General features: G+C 70.2%; 22 protein-coding genes. 19 read left to right on the top strand and 3 right to left on the bottom strand.

Translation table 11 applies throughout. From position 1 onward, the window contains the following. The first annotated feature begins 8 nt into the window (after window positions 1-8). The 4 genes from ABZ796_RS07615 to ABZ796_RS07630 are packed head-to-tail and all read left to right on the top strand — an operon-like array spanning window position 9 to window position 3,371. Window positions 9-326 (top strand): hypothetical protein, encoded by a 318-nt coding sequence (locus ABZ796_RS07615; protein ID WP_357335907.1) that lies wholly within the window; start codon window positions 9-11, stop codon window positions 324-326. Next, entirely contained in the window at window positions 323-760 is a 438-nt protein-coding gene (locus ABZ796_RS07620) for an OB-fold domain-containing protein (protein ID WP_357335908.1), read from the top strand. Before ABZ796_RS07615 ends, ABZ796_RS07620 begins: the two co-directional genes overlap by 4 nt. Next, window positions 757-1,932 carry a hypothetical protein gene (locus ABZ796_RS07625; RefSeq protein WP_357335910.1) on the top strand — a complete coding sequence of 392 codons (1,176 nt, stop codon included), beginning with the start codon at window positions 757-759 and terminating at the stop codon, window positions 1,930-1,932. Before ABZ796_RS07620 ends, ABZ796_RS07625 begins: the two co-directional genes overlap by 4 nt. A 14-nt stretch (window positions 1,933-1,946) precedes the next feature. Next, complete coding sequence (locus tag ABZ796_RS07630; RefSeq protein ID WP_357335911.1) at window positions 1,947-3,371, top strand: aldehyde dehydrogenase; 1,425 nt, start codon at window positions 1,947-1,949, stop codon at window positions 3,369-3,371. Window positions 3,372-3,425: 54 nt separating this feature from the next. Here ABZ796_RS07630 and ABZ796_RS07635 read toward each other — a convergent pair whose 3' ends face one another. Together ABZ796_RS07635 and ABZ796_RS07640 are read right to left on the bottom strand one after the other, a co-directional pair. Then, the gene (locus ABZ796_RS07635; protein WP_357335913.1) at window positions 3,426-4,559 is read right to left on the bottom strand and encodes an acyl-CoA dehydrogenase family protein; all 1,134 of its coding nucleotides are present in this window, start codon (window positions 4,557-4,559) and stop codon (window positions 3,426-3,428) included. Between the two features lie 84 nt (window positions 4,560-4,643). Next, the gene (locus ABZ796_RS07640; RefSeq protein WP_357335914.1) at window positions 4,644-5,324 is read right to left on the bottom strand and encodes a TetR family transcriptional regulator; all 681 of its coding nucleotides are present in this window, start codon (window positions 5,322-5,324) and stop codon (window positions 4,644-4,646) included. A 173-nt stretch (window positions 5,325-5,497) separates the two neighbouring features. Here ABZ796_RS07640 and ABZ796_RS07645 point away from each other — a divergent pair, with 173 nt between their 5' ends. From ABZ796_RS07645 to ABZ796_RS07675, 7 genes are all read left to right on the top strand, one after another. Next, window positions 5,498-6,673: a thiolase family protein gene (locus ABZ796_RS07645; protein WP_357335915.1), complete on the top strand. Its 1,176-nt coding sequence runs from the start codon at window positions 5,498-5,500 to the stop codon at window positions 6,671-6,673. 27 nt (window positions 6,674-6,700) lie between these two features. Continuing rightward, on the top strand, window positions 6,701-7,468 hold the full coding sequence (locus ABZ796_RS07650) for a 3-hydroxyacyl-CoA dehydrogenase (RefSeq protein ID WP_357335917.1): 768 nt from the start codon (window positions 6,701-6,703) through the stop codon (window positions 7,466-7,468). 1 nt (window position 7,469) lies between these two features. Continuing rightward, complete coding sequence (locus ABZ796_RS07655; RefSeq protein WP_357335919.1) at window positions 7,470-8,144, top strand: hotdog domain-containing protein; 675 nt, start codon at window positions 7,470-7,472, stop codon at window positions 8,142-8,144. Window positions 8,145-8,173: 29 nt separating this feature from the next. After that, window positions 8,174-9,352, top strand: a complete 1,179-nt coding sequence (locus tag ABZ796_RS07660; protein WP_357335921.1) for an acyl-CoA dehydrogenase family protein — start codon at window positions 8,174-8,176, stop codon at window positions 9,350-9,352. Continuing rightward, window positions 9,349-10,434 (top strand): phosphotransferase family protein, encoded by a 1,086-nt coding sequence (locus ABZ796_RS07665; protein WP_357335923.1) that lies wholly within the window; start codon window positions 9,349-9,351, stop codon window positions 10,432-10,434. The genes ABZ796_RS07660 and ABZ796_RS07665 overlap by 4 nt, the downstream gene beginning before the upstream one ends. After that, window positions 10,413-12,416, top strand: coding sequence for an NADPH-dependent 2,4-dienoyl-CoA reductase (locus ABZ796_RS07670; protein WP_357335924.1), 2,004 nt, complete (start codon window positions 10,413-10,415; stop codon window positions 12,414-12,416). Before ABZ796_RS07665 ends, ABZ796_RS07670 begins: the two co-directional genes overlap by 22 nt. Window positions 12,417-12,860: 444 nt before the next feature. Further along, window positions 12,861-14,084 (top strand): lytic murein transglycosylase, encoded by a 1,224-nt coding sequence (locus ABZ796_RS07675; protein ID WP_357335926.1) that lies wholly within the window; start codon window positions 12,861-12,863, stop codon window positions 14,082-14,084. Between the two features lie 16 nt (window positions 14,085-14,100). Here ABZ796_RS07675 and mftR read toward each other — a convergent pair whose 3' ends face one another. Further along, window positions 14,101-14,709, bottom strand: a complete 609-nt coding sequence (gene mftR / locus ABZ796_RS07680) for a mycofactocin system transcriptional regulator (protein ID WP_357335928.1) — start codon at window positions 14,707-14,709, stop codon at window positions 14,101-14,103. Window positions 14,710-14,836: 127 nt separating this feature from the next. On the opposite strand from mftR, the gene mftA reads away from it, so the two are divergent. The 8 genes from mftA (at window position 14,837) to ABZ796_RS07720 (ending at window position 21,872) form a co-directional block, all read left to right on the top strand. After that, window positions 14,837-14,935, top strand: coding sequence for a mycofactocin precursor MftA (gene mftA / locus ABZ796_RS07685; RefSeq protein WP_179658722.1), 99 nt, complete (start codon window positions 14,837-14,839; stop codon window positions 14,933-14,935). A gap of 2 nt (window positions 14,936-14,937) precedes the next feature. Further along, window positions 14,938-15,210 (top strand): mycofactocin biosynthesis chaperone MftB, encoded by a 273-nt coding sequence (gene mftB / locus ABZ796_RS07690; protein ID WP_176883989.1) that lies wholly within the window; start codon window positions 14,938-14,940, stop codon window positions 15,208-15,210. Between the two features lie 12 nt (window positions 15,211-15,222). Further along, complete coding sequence (gene mftC / locus ABZ796_RS07695; RefSeq protein WP_357335930.1) at window positions 15,223-16,434, top strand: mycofactocin radical SAM maturase; 1,212 nt, start codon at window positions 15,223-15,225, stop codon at window positions 16,432-16,434. A 29-nt stretch (window positions 16,435-16,463) separates the two neighbouring features. Further along, on the top strand, window positions 16,464-17,714 hold the full coding sequence (gene mftD / locus ABZ796_RS07700; RefSeq protein ID WP_357335932.1) for a pre-mycofactocin synthase MftD: 1,251 nt from the start codon (window positions 16,464-16,466) through the stop codon (window positions 17,712-17,714). Then, on the top strand, window positions 17,711-18,382 hold the full coding sequence (mftE, locus tag ABZ796_RS07705) for a mycofactocin biosynthesis peptidyl-dipeptidase MftE (RefSeq protein ID WP_357335933.1): 672 nt from the start codon (window positions 17,711-17,713) through the stop codon (window positions 18,380-18,382). The genes mftD and mftE overlap by 4 nt, the downstream gene beginning before the upstream one ends. Then, window positions 18,379-19,188, top strand: coding sequence for a mycofactocin-coupled SDR family oxidoreductase (locus tag ABZ796_RS07710; RefSeq protein ID WP_357335934.1), 810 nt, complete (start codon window positions 18,379-18,381; stop codon window positions 19,186-19,188). The genes mftE and ABZ796_RS07710 overlap by 4 nt, the downstream gene beginning before the upstream one ends. Continuing rightward, complete coding sequence (gene mftF / locus ABZ796_RS07715; RefSeq protein ID WP_357335935.1) at window positions 19,185-20,621, top strand: mycofactocin biosynthesis glycosyltransferase MftF; 1,437 nt, start codon at window positions 19,185-19,187, stop codon at window positions 20,619-20,621. Before ABZ796_RS07710 ends, mftF begins: the two co-directional genes overlap by 4 nt. Window positions 20,622-20,744: 123 nt before the next feature. Further along, entirely contained in the window at window positions 20,745-21,872 is a 1,128-nt protein-coding gene (locus tag ABZ796_RS07720; RefSeq protein ID WP_357335936.1) for a sugar phosphate isomerase/epimerase family protein, read from the top strand. Window positions 21,873-21,983 lie beyond the last annotated feature (111 nt).

A 21,983-nucleotide genomic window follows, 5' to 3' on the forward strand; every position in this document is an offset into this window, starting at 1 on the left:
GATCTGCGATGACCATCACCACCTCCGACTTCGAGACGACGTACCGCCGGCACGTCGACGGAGTCGTCTCCGGCGACCTCAAAGCCGTGCTCGCCGACATGGCTCCCGGCGCGGTCCCCGCGGTCTTCGTCGGCGTCCAGGTCCCACGTGCCGACGTCGACGGCGCCGAGATCATCTCGGTACGCGTCGACGGAGACCGGGGTGTGGGCGAGGCCGTCTACGCCACCCCGGACGGCTCGATCGGCCTGCGCTCGGGCTGGGTGCTCGTCGACGGTGCCTGGAAGGCCGACATCTTGGAGAACTTCGACCCATCGAGCGCCCGATGACGGCTGCTGTGACCGAGACCCTTCCGGCAGGCCCGGCCGCCGATGAGAGCGATCGGCCCTTCTGGGAAGGACTGCGGGACGACCAGCTCCTGCTGCCTCGGTGCGGGGCCTGCGGGCAGTGGCGCCCGCTCGGCCGCGCGATGTGCGCGGCATGTTGGTCCTTCGACACCGACTGGGCTCCCGTCGACGCTGCGGGCGCCATTCACACCTGGGTACGCAGCGCCCGCGCGTTCATGAGCGAGCTCGACGTCCCCGTCCCGTACGTCACGGTGCTGGTGCGGCTCGACCAGGTCCCGGTGCGACTGCTGGGCATCCTCCTCGGCGACGATCCGCGCCCGGCGATCGGCGACCGTGTCACCGGAGTCATCCAGCAGCCTTCCAACGCCGAGTGGCCGGTGCTCCGCTGGCGTGCCGCAGGCGGTGAGGACCGATGAGCCTGCGAGGGACGACCGCGGTGGTGGGGGTCGCCGACATCCATCACCCACGGGGGAAGGCTCCGGGTGGCGAGCGGGAGCTCGTTCTCCAGGGGATCCTGGAGGCGTGCGCCGATGCGGGGATCTCGCCGCGAGACATCGACGGGTTCACCTCCTATGCCGGCGGTGACCACAGCGGACCCGTGCTGGCCGCCGACCTGGGCGTGCGCGAGCTGCGCTGGTCGAGCATGGTCTGGGGTGGGGGAGGTGGAGGCGCGGCGGCCGCCATCGGCGCGGCCGCCGCGGCGGTCACCACCGGTCAGGCCGAGTGCGTTGTCGCCTTCCGCGGCATGTCCCAGCGCGAGACCGGCCGCCGCGGCTACGCCAAGTACTACTTCGACAACAACTATCTGCCCCACGGCGTCGCCACGCCTGCTCACGTCTGCGCCCTGCGGACTCAGCGAATGCTCGAGCACGACGGTGTGCCCCGCTCGGCGATGCGCAACCTCGTCCTGGCCGCCTACCGGCACGCCCAGAACAACCCGGGCGCCGCGGGCTACGGCAAGCCGCTCGACGAGGCCGGCTACGACGCCTCGCCGTTCATCGTCGAGCCGTTCCACCTCTTCGACTGCTCGCGTGAGAACGACGGTGCGGTCGCACTGATCGTGGTCTCGGCGGAGCGCGCCCGCGCGATGGGGCGCCCGGCGGCGTACGTCCTGGGCGCCGCCCAGGGCGCACCAGGCGGCTACTCCGCGCTGAACGAGAACGACGAGCCCTACACATCTGCTGGTTTCGTCGACTCGTCCTCCGGTGCGGGCGTCGCCTCGCGACTGTGGGCGGAGGCCCGGGTGAAACCGGCCGAGGTCGACGTCGTCCAGGTCTATGAGAACTTCAGCGGACCCGCGGTCGCCTCCCTCATCGACCACGGACTCTGCCCGCCCGGACCGGCGGCCGCCGAGGTGATGACCGTCGAGAACCTCACCGCACCCGGAGGCTCGCTGCCGGTGAACACCTCCGGCGGCAACATCGCCGACTCGTTCGTCAACGGCATGGGTCTGGCCGTGGAGGCAGTCCGCCAGATCCGCGGGACCTCGACCAACCAGGTCGACCGGGCCGACACCTCGCTGTTCATCGGCGGACCGATGGCACCGCTGGTCAGCTCGGTCCTCCTCGGCAGCGAACAGACCCTCTGAGCAAGGAGCCCATGATGTACGACCGCCCCCGACTCTTCATCGACGGAGAATGGACCGATCCGGCGAAGGGAACGACCTATGAGGTGATCGAGGCCGCCACGGGCGAGCCCTTCGCCACCACGGCGCTCGCCACCGCCGAGGACGTCGACGCCGCCGTCGCCGCCGCCCGTGCGGCGCTGTCCGGTCCCTGGAGCAGGATGACCCAGGCCGATCGCGCCCGAATCCTCGGTGCCTTCGCCGCCGCGCTCGGTGCCCGCCGCAAGGAGACCGCCACCCTGGTCAGCCGGGAGAACGGCATGCCGATCTCCCTCTCGCACGTCGTCAACGGCATCGCCCCCGGATTCATCACCGGCTACTACGCCGAGCTGGCCGCGTCGCTGACTCTCGAGGAGAGCCGCCCGAGCCCGACCGGCGGCGACACTCTGGTGGTGCGCGAGCCGGTCGGCGTGGTCGCCGCGGTGACTCCGTGGAACTACCCGCAACCGCTGGCGATCATGAAGATCGCCCCGGCGCTCGCGGCCGGGTGCACCGTGGTGCTCAAGCCGGCGCCCGAGACCGCACTGGACGCCTTCGTCCTCGCCGACGCCGCCGCGGAGGTCGGTCTGCCGCCGGGCGTGCTCAACGTGCTCCCGGGCGACCGTGAGGCCGGAGCCCATCTGGTCGAGCATCCCGGCATCGACAAGGTTGCGTTCACCGGATCGACCGGTGCCGGCCGGGTGATCGGCGCGAGCGCCGGCCGGCTGCTGCGCCCGGCCACGCTCGAGCTCGGCGGCAAGTCCGTCTCGCTCGTCGCCGAGGACGCCGACCTCGCACTGGTGACCTCCAAGCTGCTGGAGGTCTCGCTCCCGAACAACGGCCAGACCTGCCATGCCGCCACCCGGATCCTGGCCCCGCGAAGCAGGTACGCCGAGGTGGTCGAGGCGGTCACCTCGACGGTGGCTGCGTTGACGGTCGGGGACCCGCTGGACCGGGCGACCCAGGTCGGCCCGCTCGTCTCGAAGGCCCAGCAGCAGCGGGTTGCCGACTACATCAGGCAGGGCCGCGACCTCGCCCGCCTCACCACCGGCGGCGGCGTCCCCGACCGCCCGGGCTGGTACGTCGAGCCGACCGTCTTCGCCGACGTCGACAACGACTGTGTCATCGCCCAGGAGGAGATCTTCGGGCCGGTGCTGGTGATCACGCCGTACGCCGACGAGGACGAGGCGATCGCCCTGGCCAACGACTCCGACTACGGGCTCGGGGGAGTCGTGTGGAGCGCGGACGAGGAGCACGGCCTCGACCTGGCCCGCCGGATCAGCAGCGGCACGGTGGGCGTGAACCACTACGAGCTGCACATCAACGCGCCCTTCGGTGGCGTGCGCTCCAGCGGCCTGGGCCGCGAGCTCGGGCCCGAGGGGCTCGAGCCCTATCTGGTCGCCAAGTCGATCTACCGGCGCTGAGCCGGCCCCTGCTGGTCGAGCCGCCGGAGATCCGGTGGCTCGACCAGTCGGTTTTCAGCGGAGCAGGTCCTTGGCGACGATGTCGGTCATGATCTCGTTCGCGCCCCCGTAGATCCGCTGCACGCGGGCGTCGACGAACGCCCGTGCGACGGGGTACTCCAGCATGTAACCGTAGCCGCCGTGCAGCTGGACGCCGACGTCGATGACCTCGTGCTGCAGGTCCGTGGCCCATGCCTTGGCCTTCGCCGCATCGACCGGCGACAGCGTGCCGCCGTTCCACTCGCGTACGCACCGGTCGATGTAGGCCCGGGAGACCTCGATCGCCGTGCGCAGGTGTGCCAGCTTGTGCGCGGGCACCTGGAAGTCGGCGATCCGGCGCCCGAAGGCGGTCCGCTCCTTGACGTAGTCGACCGTCCAGCCGAGCACCGCCTCGGCCGAGGCCTGCCCGGCGATGGCGATCCCGAGCCGCTCCAGCGGCAGGCTCTGCTTCAGGTACGCCAGTCCCTGACCGACCTCGCCGAGCAGGTTCTCCGCCGGCACGTGCACCTGGTCGAAGGAGAGCTCGGCGGTGTCCTGGGCGCGCAGCCCGACCTTGTCGAGCTTGCGGCCACGGGTGAACCCGGGGGTGCCGTCCTCGACAACGAAGAGGCTGAAGGACTCGCCGGTGCGCGCGAAGACGATGACCAGGTCGGCCAGGATGCCGGAGGTGATGAACGTCTTGGAGCCGTTGATCAGCCAGCCGTCGCCGTCCGGCACCGCGCTCGTTGTGATCCCGCGCAGGTCGCTGCCGGCACCCGGCTCGGTCATCGCGATCGCACCGATCGTCTCGCCGGTCACGAACCCCGGCAGCCAGCGCTTGGCCTGCTCCGGTGTTGCATGCCGCAGCAGGTAGTTCAGCACGATGTCGTCGTTGGTCGAGAAGCCCGACTGCAGCGAGCTGGCACCCACCCGGGCGATCTCGAGCTGCAGGATCATCCGGTAGCGGTAGTCCGTCTCACCCGGCCCACCGAACTCCTCCGGCACGGCCAGACCGAGAAGCCCCTGCCGGCCCGCGGCCAGCCAGGTCTCCCGGTCGATCTCGCGTTGCTCGTCCCAGCGCTCGAGGTTCGGCTCGACCTCGCGGGAGACGAACTCCCGGACCACCTCCCGGAACTCCTCGTGGTCCGTCTCGAACAGGTCGCTCTCCATGTCCATCCCCTTCCAATAAATCTAACGTCTGTAGGTTATTGGAAGACGCACGTATCCGCCAGGGGTGGCGGGGGCGACGTTGGGTCAGGCCGTCCTGGCGAGGTCTGCGTCAGACGCAGGGGCGTCGGTTCCGGTGCCCGAGTCGATCGTGCCGAAGTGGGCGACGCCGAGAAGGTAGCTGCGTACGGTGTGCTCGAAGATCTGCTTGGTGTTGAGCTGGTTCGCTGCGCCGGCGGCCGTCAGGGCCGGGAAGCGTTCGGGGTCGGCGTGCTCGAAACGAACGCGGGCGCGCGACGGTGGCCGCATCGCCTCGGCGATCGCGGCTCCGAGCGAGACCTTCTCCAGGCCGTCGAGGATCTGTACATGGAGGTCGACCGGCACCCCGCACTCGCTCAGATAGATGGCGGCCTGCTCGTACATCTCGGTCAGCAGGTCGCGAGGCATGAAGCGAAGGAGGATCGGGGCGGCATTGCGATGCCGCACGACGGAGGCCCGGAAGTTCAGGGCGAGCTGGGTGAACCACTCTGCCCAGTCGTTCTGGCTCGGCTTGCGGGGGAGCGGGGTCTTCGCGACGATCGCGTGGGCCACCGCGGCGAGGATCTCGTCCTTGTCGGCGAAGTGGTGGTAGAGCGACGGCGCCTTGACGTTGAGCTCGCGAGCCAGTCGCGGCAGGCTCAGGGCATCGATGCCGTCCTCGTCGACGATCGCCAGGGCGGCCTTGATGGTTGCCTCTCGGCTGATCAGCGGTGTGCTCGGTCGTGCCATGGGAGCCCTCCTCGGTCCTGCGGCCGTCGATAACCGCATCACTTTAGATTCTCGCACGGCTTTGCCGATTCGCCGACGACACTGGTGCGTTTTGCTGGTTACACTCTTGTAAACCTAATGATAGAAGGTTTAGTGTGATCGCGACCGCAAAGTCGTGAACATCAGGAGCCCCTATGACCAACGCCGTGATCGTCGACATCGCCAGGACCGCCTCGGGCAAGGGGAAGCCGGGAGGTGCGCTCTCCGGCGTCCACCCCGCTGACCTCTTCGCGACCGTGATCCGGGCACTGGTCGAGCGCAACGATCTCGACCCCGCCCTGGTCGAGGACGTCATCGGTGGCTGCGTGATCCAGTACGGCGACCAGTCGCTCAACATCACCCGCACCGCCCTGCTCGCCGCAGGACTTCCGGTCGAGGTCCCGGGCACGACGATCGACAGGCAGTGCGGCTCCTCCCAGCAGGCCGCGCACTTCGCCGCCCAGGGCGTGATCGCAGGGGCGTACGACATCGTGATCGCGGGCGGTGTGGAGTCGATGAGCCGGGCGCCGATGGGCACTTCGGTCGGCACCGGCGACCCCTTCGGGCCGCTCGCCGCTCGCTTTCCGAGCCTGCCCAACCAGGGCATCGGCGCGGAGCTCGTCGCCGCACGATGGAAGATCGACCGGGACCAGATCGACGCCTATTCCGCCGAGTCGCACCGCCGTGCCGCCGCGACCGCGCTCTCCGGCAGCTTCGGTCCCGAGGTCGTCCCGGTGACGCTGCCCGACGGCAGCTGCCACGTCGTCGACGAGACCGTACGGCCCGCCACGACCGCCGACGGGCTCGGAGGGCTCAGGCCGTCGTTCTACAGCGAGGAGATGGCCGCGCGCTATCCCGAGATCGGCTGGCACATCACGCCGGGCAACTCCTCGCCGCTGACCGACGGCGCCTCGGCGGCGCTCATCATGAGCGAGGAGAGGGCCGCCGAGCTCGGCCTGACCCCGCGAGCACGATTCCACACCTTCGCGGTCTCCGGCTCCGACCCCGAGATCATGCTCACCGGTCCGATCCCGGCCACCCACAAGGCGCTGAAGAGGTCGGGCCTGAGCATCGAGGACATCGACGCGTACGAGGTCAACGAGGCCTTCGCGCCCGTTCCGCTGGCCTGGGCGCAGGAGTTCGGCGCGGACCCGGTGCGGCTCAACCCGCGTGGTGGCGCCATCGCTCTCGGACACCCGCTGGGCGGCTCCGGCACGCGCCTGATGACCACCCTCCTCAACCACCTCGAGGAGACGGGCGGGCGCTACGGCCTGCAAACGATGTGCGAGGGCGGCGGGATGGCCAACGCGACCATCATCGAGCGCCTCTGATCCCCCCGCACCACAGGAAGGAACAGCATGAACATCACCGGCAAGTCCGCCCTCGTCACGGGGGGCGCCTCCGGCCTCGGCCTCGCCAGCGTACGCAGGCTCCACTCGGCCGGGGCACACGTCGTGATCCTCGACCTGCCCGGCAGCGACGGCAAGCAGGTCGCGGCCGACCTCGGTGAGCGCGCCGTCTTCGTGCCGGCCGACGTCACCGACGAGGAGCAGGTGCAGGCCGCCGTCGACGCCGCCGTCGGGGAGGCACCGCTGGCCGTGACCGTGAACTGCGCGGGCATCGGCAACGCGATCAGGGTCGTCGGGAAGGACGGCTCGCCGTTTCCGTTGGCCGACTTCACCAAGGTCGTCAACGTCAACCTTGTCGGCACCTTCAACGTCCTCCGGCTCGCGGCCGCCGCGATGGTGGCCGGCACGGAGATCGACGGCGAGGAGCGCGGCGTGATCGTCAACACTGCCTCGGTCGCCGCCTTCGACGGCCAGATCGGCCAGACTGCCTACTCGGCCTCGAAGGGCGGCATCGTCGGGATGACCCTGCCGATCGCCCGTGACCTGGCCAACCACCGGATCCGGGTGAACACCATCGCGCCGGGACTGTTCCACACGCCGCTGTTCAACGCCCTTCCGGACGAAGCCATCGACTCCCTGGGCGCCCAGGTGCCCCACCCCAGCAGGCTCGGCAAGCCCGAGGAGTACGCCGGTCTGGTCGCCCACATCGTCGAGAACCCGATGCTCAACGGCGAGGTGATCCGGCTGGACGGCGCGATCCGGATGGCGCCACGCTGAGGTGGACGGCGAAGCTGACGGCACGGTGACCGACCACGCCGAACCCTGGGAGACACGCATCGGCGTACCTGAGTCGTTCACCGGAGTCCATCCCGACAAGGAGCCGTCCGAGCTCCCCGGCGGCAAGGCGTGGGCGCCGCTCATCGAGGCGCTGCGCGGATTTCTCGACGACCTCGCCGGCTCCTTGCCGGACCAGGAGCGCACCGTCGCGCTCACCCGGGAGGTTGAGAAGTGGTCAACGCAGCTGAGACAGGACCAGGTGCCCGAGACGCTGCAGGCATTCGGTCATCGTGTCGATCTGGACGGCCGCGGACAGGTGATGGTCCCCGCGTTCGTACTCACCGGTCGCGGCCCGGACAGCGTCGAGGGAACTGTGACCTTCGGACGCTACTTCCTCGGCGGCCACGGCGCCGTCCACGGGGGAGCGGTCGCGCTCCTCTTCGACGAGGTGCTCGGACGTCTCTCCGACACCTCGTCGCGCCCGCCGGGGCGCACCGCCAACCTGACCGTGAACTACCGCGCGGTCACGCAGGTCGGTAAGCCGCTCACCGTACGGGCCCACTTCGAGGAGGAGTCGGGGCGCAAGCGATACCTCGTCGGCGAGATCTGGGACGGCGAGACCCTCTGCGCCGACGCCCGGGCGCTGTTCCTCGGCCTGCGTGCGGGCCAGGACTAGAGGCTATGGATGCAGACAAGGAGCAAGCGATGACCGATGTGGCCGCGATCGCGGAGACGATCCGGAAGCTGATCGAGACCCATGTCCTCCCGGTGGAGGACGAGCACGACGGCGACGTTGAGGCTGCCGGAGGTGAAGCGCTGCGTGTGCGGCTGCAGGCCGAGGCCCGTGCGGCCGGAGTCTTCGCCCCGCATGCACCGGTTGCCTACGACGGTCTGGGTCTGGGGATGGTCGATCGAGTCCCGGTCTTCGAGGCTGCTGGGACGGGCCTGTTCGGCCCGATGGCCCTCAACATCAACGCGCCCGACGAGGGCAACGTCCATCTGCTCGCCCATGTTGCCGACGATCGGCAGAAGGTGCGGTTTCTCGCGCCGCTGGCGCGGGGCGAGGTGCGTTCGGCCTTTGCCATGACCGAGCCGTCGCCCGGTGCGGGGGCCGACCCTGCGGCGTTGACGAGCCGTGCAGAACGGACCTCGTCGGGCTGGCTGCTCAACGGACACAAGTGGTTCATCACGGGTGCCGACGGCGCTGGGTTCCACATCGTCATGGCGCGTACCTCCGGCGAGCCCGGCGGCGCGGGTGGAGCGACGATGTTCCTGGTGCCCGCGGACGCTCCGGGCGTCGCGCTGGTGCGCCACGTCGGCACCCAGGATCGCTCGATGCTGGGCGGGCACTGCGAGATCACCTACACGAACGTCGAGGTGGGAGCGGAGGCGGTTCTGGGTGAGGTCGACGAGGGGTTCCGCTACGCGCAGGTGCGTCTCGGACCGGCCCGGATGACACACGTGATGCGCTGGACCGGCGCCGCTGTCCGAGCCCACGAGACAGCCGTACGCCACGTCGCCGAGCGCCGCGCGTTCGGATCCCGGCTCGCTGAGCAGGGGATGGTGCAGCAGATGATCGCCGACAACGAGATCGACCTGGCCGCGACCAGGGCGCTGCTCTCGGCGGCCTGCCGCGAGCTCGACGACGGTGGTCGGGCGTCGGAGTCGACCTCGATCGCCAAGACGTTCGCTGCCGAGGCGCTGTGCCGGGTCGCGGACCGAGCGGTGCAGATGTGCGGCGGCCTGGGAGTCTCCCGGGATCTCCCGGTGGCCCGGATCGCACGCGAGCTCCGTCCATTCCGGATCTACGACGGGCCATCCGAGGTGCACCGCTGGTCGATCGCCCGCCGCGCGGTGCGCCGGATCGCGGGTGATGCGTCATGACCGGAGTTCTCGCCGAGATCGAGCTGGCCGTGGTCCGCCGGCGGATGCTGGCCGCCGGCGCGGAGGTCGGGCCGGAACTCGATGGCAGCCTGATCTCCGGCGGCCGCTCCAACCTCACCGTCCTCCTCGACGACGGCGTATGCCGCTGGGTGCTGCGTACGCCTCCCCGGCACGGCCGCACGCCGTCGGCCCACGACGTGGGCCGCGAGTTCCGTGTCACCAGCGGTCTCGCCACCACCGACGTGCCGGTCGCGGCCCCGGTGGTCTTCTGCGAAGACGAGGCACTCCTGGGCGGCCCGTTCTCGGTGTGGGAGTTCGTCGACGGGGTGACCGTCCAGTCCCGTGACCAGCTCGATGCCTTGGGCTCGGAGGTTGTCGACGGCATCACCGGCGCCCTGGTCGAGACGTTGGCCGCACTCCACCGAGTCGACCATGTCGTGGTCGGGTTGGAGCGCTTCGGCCGCCCGGATGCGTACGTTCGTCGTCAGATCACCCGGTGGTCGGGCCAGTGGGAGCTGGTCGCTCCGGGCGATGCCACGGTGCAAGACCACGCGATCGCCGTGCGCAGACTGCTCGAAGAGCAGATCCCCGAGCAAGTACACACCTCGATCGTCCACGGTGACTACCGCATCGACAACGCCCTGCTGGACCTGACCGGAACCACGCCACGGGTCGCGGCGGTCGTCGACTGGGAGCTCTCCACGATCGGAGACCCGGTCGCCGACGTCGCCACCATGTGCGCCTACCGGCACCCCGCCTTCGACCAGGTTCTCGGCTTCCCGACCGCGTGGACCAGTCCGAGCCTCGACGATGCCGATGCGCTCGCGCAGCGCTACGAGCGTGCGGGCGGAGTCGAGCTCGCGCACTGGCCGGTCCACCTGGGACTGGCCTACTACAAGATCGCCGTCATCGCCGCGGGCATCGACTACCGCTGGCGGGCGGAGGGCGCACCCGAAGGCGGCAACGACACCGCGGGATCCGCGGTCGCACCCTTCCTGGAGGCGGCGCTGACCACCCTGACCGCTGAGGGGCTCTCCCGCCCGCCGACACAAGGAGCACGATGTCGTTCGACCACCTGCTGAGCCCGCTGCGGCTCGGCGCCCTGGAGCTGCCCAACCGCGTCGTGATGGGATCGATGCACACCGGGCTCGAGGATGCCGACGACGACGTCCCGCGACTGGCCGGATACTTCGCCGAACGTGCCCGAGGCGGTGCCGGGCTGATCATCACCGGTGCGTACGCCGTCAACGCCGAGGGCCGGCTCAGCGAGGGTGCCGGCGACGTGGCGACCGACGACCGGATCGACGCGCACCGGCAGGTCACGGACGCGGTCCACGCCGAGGGAGGCCGGATCGCGCTGCAGCTCATCCACGCCGGCCGCTACGGTCGCCACACCGACTGCGTCGGCGCCTCCTCGATCAAGAGCCCGATCAACCGGTTCCAGCCGCGCGCTCTGACCACCGACGAGGTCTGGAAGGTCGTGGACGACTTCGCCGCGGCAGCCGCGCGGGCCCGGGCCGCCGGTTACGACGCGGTCGAGATCATGGCCTCGGAGGGCTACCTGATCAACCAGTTCCTCGCGCCCCTGACCAACGACCGCACCGACGAGTGGGGCGGCTCGGCCTACGCCCGGAGGCGCCTGCCGGTCGAGATCGTCCGCCGCATCCGCGCCGAGCTCGGTCCGGAATTCCCGATCCTCTACCGGATCTCCCTGCTCGACCTGGTCGACGGCGGCCAGACCTGGCAGGAGACCGTCGAGCTCGCTCAGGCCCTGGAGGCCGATGGCGTGACCGCCTTCAACAGCGGAATCGGCTGGCACGAGGCTCGTATCCCGACGATCATCACTCAGGTGCCACGGGGTGCCTGGCTGCGCTACACGCGGTTGTTGAGGCTCGCGGTCGACGTGCCGGTGTGTGCCTCCAACCGGATCAACACCCCGCAGCTCGCCGAGGACATCGTTGCCGACGGCGACGCCGACCTGGTCGCAATGGCCCGGCCGCTGCTCGCCGATCCCGACTTCGTTGCTAAGACGGCCGCTGGGCGCGCCGACGAGATCAACACCTGCATCGCCTGCAACCAGGCCTGCCTGGACCATGGTTTCTCCGGCCTCGAAGCCTCCTGTCTGGTGAACCCGCGTGCGTGCAAGGAGACGGTCTGGACCATCTCGCCCGCTCCTCGCCCGCGCAGGGTCGCGGTCGTCGGGGCTGGTCCGGCTGGCCTCGCCGCAGCAGTGACCGCGGCCGAGCGCGGGCTCACGGTCACCCTCTTCGAACGCGAGCGGGAGGTCGGAGGGCAGTTCCGGCTGGCGATGGAGGTGCCCGGCAAGGAGGACTTCGCCGACACGCTGCGCTACTTCCGCCGTCGCCTGGAGGTGCTCGACGTCGAGGTACGTCTCGAGGCGACCGCGACACCCGGCGACCTCGAGGAGTTCGACGACGTCGTGATCGCCACCGGCGTCAGGCCCCGGATCCCGCAGATCCCGGGGATCGACCACACCAAGGTCGCGAGCTACGCCGACGTGCTCGCTGGGCGGGTGACCCCGGGCGAGCGCGTCGCGGTGATCGGCGCCGGGGGGATCGGCGTCGACCTGTCCCACTGGCTCACCCACGACCCGAAGGAGGACCTCGACCGCTGGCTGGCCCGATGGGGTGTCGACCCCACCATGACCCGGCCGGGCGGGCTCACCGAGCCGCAGCCGTACGAGCCGTCCCGGAAGGTCACCCTCCTCCAGCGCAAGGCGACCGCGATCGGAAAGGACCTGGGGAAGACCTCGGGCTGGGCGCATCGTGCGGTGCTCGGTCAGGCAGGAGTCAGGCTGGTTCCCGGCGCCTCCTACGAGCGAATCGACGACCGTGGTCTGCATATCGTGGTCGACGGGGTCGCGCACACGATCGAGGCGGACACGGTCGTGGTCTGCGCCGGTCAGGAGTCGGTGCGTGACCTCTACGACGCACTGGTCACCGCAGGCCGCACGCCGCACCTGATCGGTGGCGCCGAGCTGGCCGCCGAGCTCGACGCGAAGCGCGCGATCGCCCAAGGCACAGCCGTCGCTGCGGCGCTGTAGGTCCAGCCGCCAAACGATCGGTAACAGTGTGGCGTACACCACGCTCGTTAAACCTAATGATGATAGATTTAGTCCAAGGTTGACTTGAGGAGGAGGCCCGATGATGAGCTCCGCGACAATCCAGCGCCCCGGCTCGGTGGCGGAAGGTGAGTGCCTGCCCGGACGGGGGTGTGCGGTCCAAGCCTGGCTGGTCACCGCCCCGCAGCAGCAGCCGCGTCCCCTCTCGAAGGGGCGAGCTCCCTGGGGCACGTACCACCTCAAGGAGAACGGCGGGAACTTGACCGTCTGTGGTGAGTACGCAGTGACCTGGCACGTCTTCTGGGACCATCCGGCCACTCCGCTGGCGCCGCAAGCCTGTTCTACGTGTTTCGGTATCGTCGGCGAGTCGGGTGGCGGGATTCGTGGGTCCCGACGGGGATCCGTCGCCCTGCATGGGGAGACAGAATGATCCCGCAGGAGGATGTGAGCCCGACGTCGAGCGCGAAGGGGTCGAGGCCTGTCGTCGCACTCGTCCATCTGTTCGCCGTGTCGGTCGTATGGGCCGTCCACCTGGTGAATCCGTCTGCGTTCGCCAGTGGGAACATGCCGGCCTCCGCGCCCCTGGACGGCGTCTCGGTGCCGACAGCGGCGGTGCAGGACCAGGCGAGCTATTCGCAACCAGCTGTCGTGGCGGCCGGTGTCCCGCAGAGGGAGGTCATGCAGGTCGCGACGGGCGTTTCGACAGCGGGGATCCCGAACGCTGCGCGTGCCGCTTATCAGCGCGCGGAGACGGTCATCAATGCTGCGGACAAGGCGTGTGACATCGACTGGCAGCTGCTTGCGGCGGTCGGCCGCGTCGAGTCGGATCACGGCCGCTTTGGCGGCAGCAGCCTAGGTGCCGACGGCATCTCTCGCCCAGGCATCTACGGCATCCCTCTCGACGGTAGGGCCAAGACCGAGGCGATCGCGGACACGGACTCCGGGCAGTATGACCGAGACCAGGCCTGGGATCGTGCTGTCGGTCCGATGCAATTCATCCCCGCCACATGGTCGGCCGTCGGTGTGGACGCTGACGGTGACGGGCAGAGGAACCCTCAGGACATCAACGACGCCGCGCTGGCGGCAGCGGTGTATCTGTGCTCGGGTCCACAGGGTCTCGGTAACGAGGCCGGGCGCCGTGCGGCGGTCCTCCGCTACAACCACTCGCGCTCCTATGCCGACCAGGTTCTGCAGACCCGCATGTCGTACCTGAAGGGCGACTACACCGCAGTGCCCGGCCGAACCCTGCCGGCGGCCTACGTTCCCGGCTCCGGCCGGCGGTCCTCCGCCGGGTCCGACGGCGAGAAGGAGGTGCCGAAACCAAGGCGGATCTCTCCGCGCGAAGACGGTGCCACAGATCGTTCGACCACCGATCCGGAACCAGGTGGTCGGAACAGCAGCGATGACACCGCGGGATCCGGGCCCAGGTCGCCTTCTTCGGATGAGGCTCCGGCTTCACCGCCCGAGCAGGAACAGGACGATGCAGATGGGACCCTCGAGAAGGTCGCGGAGCCCCTTCCGCCCCCTGTCCGCGAGCCTGTCGATCGTGTCTTGACCTTGACTCAGGCGGCCACCCGGTGCACGGCGGACGGCGTGAGTCGGCTCGACCTTGTCGCTTGGGACACGTGCATCAACGACTTGGTCCGATGAGCCTCAGGCCCGAGCGTCAGGTCGAGAGGTAGGAACGCAGATGGACCATCGTGGCCCCGAGCAGGTGGGGGAGGGAGGCGTCCTTGTCGGCGAGCCATGCCTGGTAGGAGGTCAGGGCGAGGGCCAGGGCGACCTGGCCGACGGTCTGGGGAAGCAGGTCGTCGGGGTGCGTGCTGGTGCGCTCGGCGACGTACTCGGCGATGACCTCGCGCCAGCTCGCGTAGCGGAGCACCGAGTGGGCCTGGAGCGCCGGCGTGGTCAGGATCAGCCGCATCCGGTCGCGGTGGCTGGGGCTGGCGTCGGCGGGGAAGTCGTTGAAGGCGAGTACGCCGCGATGGACCGCCTCGTGGAGCGGGAGGTCTTCGGGCATCGCGCGCAGGATCTCGCGGAACCCGTCGAGGGTGCGGTCGAACTGCCCCCAGGGGATGTCGTTCTTCGAGGGGTAGTAGCGGGTGATGGTGCGTCTGCCGACCCCGATCGCCTCGCCGATGTCGTCGAGGGTGGTGGCCTCGAAACCTCTGGTCACGAAGAGCTGGAAGGCGGCCTGCTCGATCTCCGCGTGCGAGGTCGCGGCCGGTCGTCCGCGCAGCGAGCGCCGCGTCGTGGGGGCGGGGCTGGTGGGCACCTGCCGCAATCTACCGCAGCGGTCCGGGCAAAAGAATCGCTTGATCCCGCGCACCCCTATCTTTTTGACCCCGAGTGTCATTAATGTGTTGTGAGTCACTTCGAACCTGCGATGAAGGAGATATGTCATGAACCCTGAGGAGAACACCCAGGTCGTCGACGAGGCCCTGACCGAGGAGTCCTTGATCGAGGAGGTCTCGATCGACGGCATGTGCGGCGTCTACTGATCATGGCCGCCGTGAGCCTGGACAGCGCGTGGACGCTGTCGCCGTCGGTCGCGCTGCGGCCGGAGCCGTTCGGGGCGCTGGCCTACCACTTCGGGAACCGGAAGCTGACCTTCCTCAAGCGTCCCGAGCTGGTGGCGGTCGTGCGCGCCCTGGGGTCGCACCCGGACGTGCGCGGTGCGCTCGTGGCATCGGGAGTGCCGGAGGGCCAGCACGCCGCGTACGTCGCTGCGCTCTCCGGCCTGGCCCGGACCGACATGATCCGACCTGCTGAGTAGAGGAGCGAGACGATGAAGCTGGTGGAGCACTTCGAGCTCGGCCTGGATGCGCCGATCTGTCTGACCTGGGAGCTGACCTATGCGTGCAACCTGGAGTGCGCGCACTGCCTCTCGAGCAGCGGCCGGCGCGACCCGCGCGAGCTGAGCACCGAGCAGTGCGAGGCGGTGATCGACGAGCTGCAGCGGATGCAGGTCTTCTACGTGAACATCGGCGGTGGCGAGCCGACCGTACGTCCCGACTTCTGGCACCTGGTCGAATATGCCGTCGCCCATGACGTCGGGGTGAAGTTCTCCACCAACGGCGTCCGGCTCACCCCGGAACGGGCGCGGTGGCTGGCGGCGAGCGACTACGTGGACGTGCAGATCTCCCTCGACGGCGCCACGGCCGAGGTCAACGACCGGGTGCGGGGGACGGGGTCGTACGACACCGCGATCACCGCGCTGCGCAACCTGCACGAGGCGGGGTTCGGCGACGCCAAACTGAGCGTGGTCTGCACCCGGGAGAACATCGGGCAGCTCGACGAGTTCAAGGCGATCGCCGACCGGTTCGGGGCAACGCTGCGGCTGACTCGGCTGCGTCCCTCCGGCCGCGGCGCGGACGTGTGGGACGAGCTGCATCCGCTTCCTGAGCAGCAGCGCGAGCTCTACGACTGGCTTGTCGCCCATGGCGACGGGGTGCTGACCGGGGACTCCTTCTTCCACCTGGCCGCCTTCGGGCCGGAGGACGGCAGCGGAGCCCTGCCCGGGCTGAACCTGTGCGGCGCGGGCCGGGTGGTGTGCCTGATCGACCCGGTCGGCGACGTCTACGCCTGCCCGTTCGCGATCCACGACCAGTTCCTGGCCGGAAACCTGCTCACCGACGGCGGGTTCCGCGAGGTGTGGCAGGAGTCAGCCCTGTTCCAGGAGTTGCGGGAGCCGCAGACCGGTGGTGCCTGCTCGGGCTGCGCCCACTACGACTCGTGTCGGGGTGGCTGCATGGCCGCGAAGTTCTTCACCGGTCTGCCGCTGGACGGGCCCGATCCCGAGTGTGTCCAGGGGTACGGCGAGTCCGCGCTGGCCGGCGCCCGGACGATCCCCGCGGTCAGCCAGGACCACTCCCGCAGCGAGCCGAGCCGCAACGCGCCGGTGCTGCTGACCCTCTCCCGACGCCGTCCGGATGCCGAGCTGACCCCACCGGTGAGTGCGTGCGCAGAGTCGCCGCTGGCCGGCTTCGCCCCCAACTGAACCCCCTGAAGACAGAAGCGAGAACACTGATGCCCTGGAAGAACCCGTGGAAGCAGAATCCGTGGTTCGAGTCCGTCGCGGTGGCGCAGGAGCGTGCCCGCAAGCGGCTGCCCAAGCCCGTGTACGCGGCGTTGCTGGCCGGCTCGGAGCGTGGCCAGACGATCGCGGACAACCAGCAGGCCTTCGCCGACCTCGGGCTCGCACCTCATGTGGCCGGCCATCACGACAAGCGCGAGCTGGCGACCACGGTGCTGGGCCAGGAGATCGGGTTCCCGGTGATCATCTCGCCCACCGGCGTACAGGCTGTGCATCCCGAGGGCGAGGTCGCGGTCGCGCGGGCGGCGGCAGCGCGGGGGACGGTGATGGGGCTGTCGAACTTCGCCTCGAAGCCGGTCGAGGAGGTCGTGGCGGCCAACGCGGCGACTTTCTTCCAGATGTACTGGACCGGTGATCGCGAGGTGATGATCCGCCGGATGCGTAGGGCGCATGTGGCCGGGGCGAAGGCGCTGATCGCCACCCTGGACTGGTCCTTCTCGATGGGCCGCGACTGGGGCAGCCCGGAGATCCCGGAGAAGGTCGACCTCTCCGCGATGCTCAGGTTCGCACCGCAGGTGATGAGCCGCGGCAGATGGTTGGCGGCGTACGCCCGCAGCGGCAGCATCCCGGACCTGACCGCCCCCAACCTGGCCTCGATCGCCGACGACGGATCCCTGGGGGAGTCGCCGACGTTCTTCGGTGCCTACTACGAGTGGATGACCACGCCGCCGCCGTCGTGGGACGACGTGGCCTGGATGGTGCGTACGTGGAAGCAGATCTCGGGTGGCGCGCCGTTCATGCTCAAGGGCGTGTGCCGGGTCGACGACGCGCTGCGTGCCGTCGATGCCGGCGTCGACGCGATCTCGGTCTCCAACCACGGCGGCAACAACCTCGACGGCACCCCGGCCACCATCCGGGTGCTACCCCCGATCGCCACCGCGGTCGGCGACCAGATCGAGGTGCTTCTCGACGGTGGCGTACGCCGAGGCTCCGACGTCGCCAAGGCGCTCGCCCTGGGCGCCCGTGCGGTGATGGTCGGGCGCGCCTACCTGTGGGGCCTGGGCGCCAACGGCCAGGCCGGCGTCGAGAACGTCCTCGACATCCTCCGCAACGGCCTCGACTCCGCGGTCCTCGGCATGGGCAAGGCCTCCGTCCACGAGCTCAGCCCGGAGGACCTGGTGATCCCCGACGGCTTCGAGCTCGCCCTGGGCCGACCATCGGGCCGACCATCGGGCCGGCCGTGAGCCTGGTCGACCGTCCCTGGCCGGAGATCGTGCTCGGCGGCACGGTCCTGGTGCCGGTGGGCTCCACCGAGCAGCACGGCCCCCACCTGCCTCTTGACGTCGACACCGTGATCGCGACCGCGGTCGCCGACGAGCTCGCCCCGCTCGTCGGCGCCTCCGTCGCGCCGGCCGTCCCGATCGGCGCCAGCGGCGAGCACCAGTCGTTTCCCGGGACCATCTCGATCGGGACCTCTGTGCTGACCTCGGTCCTCGTCGAGCTCGGGCGCTCGCTGACCACCTGGGCCTCCAGGATCGTCCTGGTCAACGGGCACGGCGGCAACCTCGACGCGGTCACGGCCGCCGTCACGGTCCTCCGCGCCGAGGGCAGGGAGGTGGCCTGGGTGCCGTGCCAGGTGTCCGACGCCGACCCGCACGCCGGTCTCACCGAGACCTCGCTCATGCTGCATCTGGCCCCCGAACGGGTACGCCTGCGGCAGGCCGTCCCCGGAAACACCCGTCCGATCGCCGCGCTGCTGCCGGTGATGCGGACCGGCGGCGTCGAAGCCGTCTCTGCCAACGGCGTCCTCGGCGACCCGACCGGAGCGAGCGCCGAGCACGGCAAGCGCATCCTCGAGGCGATGGTCGTCGGTGCCTACGACCGCCTCCGGACGGGGGTCACGGCACGATGAAGACCGATGCGGCAAGCACGGAGACAGTGACCCGGGTCGCGCTGGTGACCGGCGCCGCGCGCGGGATCGGCGCGGCCACCGCGCGTGCTCTGGTGGCCGAGGGGGTGCATGTCGTCGCGCTCGACTGGTGCGCCGGTGAGGACTCACCGGCCGGCTACCCGCAGGCCACCAAGGCCGACCTGGACACCCTGGTCGCCTCGCTCCCGGCGGGCCGGGTCGAACCGGTCGTCGGTGACGTACGCGACCCGGCGGCGCCGGCTGCCGCGGTCGGTGTCGCGACCGACCGGTGGGGACGGCTCGACATCGCCGTCGCGGCCGCCGCGGTGATCGCCGGCGGGCGTCCGCTGTGGGAGGACGACTCGCTCGACCTGCAGTGGCAGATCGACGTCGCCGGGGTCTGGAACACCGCCACCGCGGCCGTGCCGGCGATGCTCGCCGGCCCCGACCCGAGCGGGTGCCGGTTCGTCGCGCTCGCCTCCGCCGCGGGCTCGCGTGGGCTCTTCCACCTCGCCGCCTACAACGCCGCCAAGCACGCCGTGGTCGGTCTGGTGAAGGGCCTGGCCGCCGACCTGGCCGGCACGGGCGTGACCGCCTGCGCCGTCTCACCGGGCTCCACCGACACCGCGATGCTCGCCGCGACCGCCGACCTCTACTCGGTCACTCCGGCAGACCTCGCCGCCCACCAGCTCCTGCGCCGCCCGCTCACCCCCGAGGAGGTCGCCGCCACCGTCGTCCACGCCTGCTCCCGTGCCGGTGCGGTGCTCAACGGCTCGGACGTCGCCGCCAACGGAGGCTTCGGCGGGTGAGGCTGCTGCCCGACGGGTTCACGGTGCGGGTGCGCGACGACGTACGCCTCCTCCCGACACCCGACGGAGGGTTGTCGCTGGTCGGCGGTTCCCCGTTGCGGTCGATGCGCCTGGCCCCGAGGGCCGCCGACCACGTGAGCGGCAGCATCGTCCGGGTCGGCGACGCCGCCACCGACCTCATCGCCCGCCGCCTGCTCGACGGCAACCTCGCCGACCCTGTCGACCTGACGCCGGTCGACCCGGCCGAGCTCACCGTCGTCGTCCCGGCCCGCGACCGCCCCGGACACCTCGACCGCTGCCTGAGCGCCCTCCAAGGGCTCACTGTCATCGTCGTCGACGACGCCTCCCGCGACCCGGCCGCTGTCGCGGAGGTCGTACGCCGCCACGGCGCCACCCTCCTCACCCTGGCCCGCAACCGCGGACCCGCCGGTGCCCGCAACGCGGGCCTGGCCCGCATCACCACCACCTACGTCGCCTTCGTCGACTCCGACGTCACCGCCGCCCTCACGATGCTCACGCAGCTGGCCGGTCATCTCGCCGACCCTCGGGTCGCCCTGGCGGGGCCGCTGGTCCGGGGACACACCGACAAGGCTCGACCGTCCTGGTTCGAACGCCACGACGTGACCGCCTCCTCCCTCTCCCTCGGCACCAGGGCGTGCTCGGTCCGCCCCGGCGCGGCCGTCGGCTGGCTGCCGTCGGCCTGCCTGGTGGCCCGAACCAGCACACTGAGGCAGGTCGGCGGCTTCGCCGACGACCTGCGCGTCGGCGAGGACGTCGACCTGGTCTGGCGACTGGTCGAGGCCGGCCACGTGGTCCGCTACGAACCCGAGCTGGAGGCTCTGCACGAGGTCCGCGGCACCATCCGCGGCTGGCTCGGCCGCAAGCTCGTCTACGGCACCGGCGGCGCCGAGCTCGGCCGCCGCCACGGGGACGCGATCGCCCCGGCCGTACTCTCCCCGGCCATGGCCGTCGCCGGAGCCGCGATCCTCGCTGGGCGCTGGTGGTCGGTGCCCGCGGCACTGGCCTCGCTGGTCTGGGGGAGTCGTGCCGTCGCTGGGGCGCTCCCGGACGTACCCGGACGCACCGGCCTTGCGATCGGCCTCGCCGCCCGAGGGCTCGGCTGGTCACTGCGCCAGGAGTCAGCCCTCCTGCTGCGCCACTGGTGGCCGCTCACCCTGGTCGCCTGCCTGCTCAGCCGCACTGCACGCCGCATGGTCCTCGCCGCACTCGTCGTCGACACCGTCGTCGCAACTGTCGGCGCATCCCGCGAGGGCGACGCCCGGCCCACGGCCCTCCTGGGCCGCCGCCTCGACGACCTCGCCTACGGCGCCGGTCTCTGGCTCGGCGCTGCACGGGCCAGATCCGTTCGATGCCTCACCCCGCGGCTCGTACGCCGACCAACCCGAACGAGACTTTCGAAAGACACTTTCTAACTTTCGCATGATGAATTAGAACTATTGACGGGCGCTTCGCCGAAACCGTAGGTTGACGAACGCACAACGTGACACAGGTCACAGTTGCGGCTCACTTGGCTTCACCCTCCCGAAGGAGCACTGATGCGCAACCGTCCCACCCCTGCCGCGAACCACGAGGTTCCGGCTATCGCACGCAAGCTCGGGCTCAACCGTCGCCAGCTGCTGGCGGCCACCACAGGCATGGCCGCGGCGGGAATCGCCCTCGGCGGCGTGCCTCTCGCCGGGCCGGCCGCCGCCGGCAACGCACTGCTGATCCCACGGCCGCGGCGCGGGATCATCCTCTACACGGTGCGCGACGCGATCAGTCGCGACCCGGCCACCAGCCCGTACGCCTCGGGGTTCAGGGCGGTCTTCGAGGAGCTGTCGAAGATCGGCTATCGGCAGATCGAGTTCGCCGGCTTCAACCAGAGCGCCAATGCGCCCGGCGGCAACGTCAACAACGTCGAGGGGGCACGTCTGCTGCGGACGTGGCTCGATGACAACGGTCTCGAGGCCGAGGGGAACCACGGGTCGGTCCCCTCCACGATCACCGATGCATCCCTCGCCGCGTTCGACGCGGCGTGCGAGATCGCGAACATCTTGGGGATGAGGCACATCGGGACCGGAAGCGATCCCACCGGGTCGGCCTACCTGGCCGACTGGCAGGCCGCAGCCGAGCGCTGGAACATCCTCGGTGAGCGCGCGGCCGGACACGGGCTCAAGCTCTACACGCACAACCACGACGTCGCGTACAGCTTCCTCCTCGACAGCGGACCGGCCGACGCGCTGGGCCGCCCGACGCGGTCGTCCGGGGTGCGCCGGCTGGAGTGGTTCCTGGCGAACACGGACCCGCACCACGTGTCGCTGGAGATGGACATCTACTGGGCGCACGTCGCGCAGTACAAGCACCACACCTACACCGCCCCTGACGGCAGCCTCGTCGAGGATGTCTTCGACCCGCTCGAGGTCGTCAGGTCCGCGCCGATGCGCTTCCCGCTGTTCCATGCCAAGGACGGCAAGAAGGACGCGACGCAGGCCAACGGCTACGTGATGGCGCCGTTCGGGGAGGGCGACATCGACTACCAGGCCTTCTTCGGCAACATGCCGGCGCGGGGCTACCACAACCCGATGTGGGAGCAGGACACCGCGCCCGGCGGTGCGGCGAACCCTGGCCAGTCCCTGGCCTTCGCCAAGCTGAGCTACCAGAACATGGACGAGCTGCGCGGCTGACCGGCCGCCACCTCTCCCGTCGCGAACTGCCGGAGCGCGCCCTCACCGGGGCGCGCTCCGGGCACCGGCGTGCTCGCGCGCCCTTCTACGGCATCTTCCGCCCTCGTTCTG

Origin of the sequence: Nocardioides sp. NPDC047086 (assembly GCF_040643685.1) — a bacterium.
Taxonomy (GTDB): domain Bacteria; phylum Actinomycetota; class Actinomycetes; order Propionibacteriales; family Nocardioidaceae; genus Nocardioides.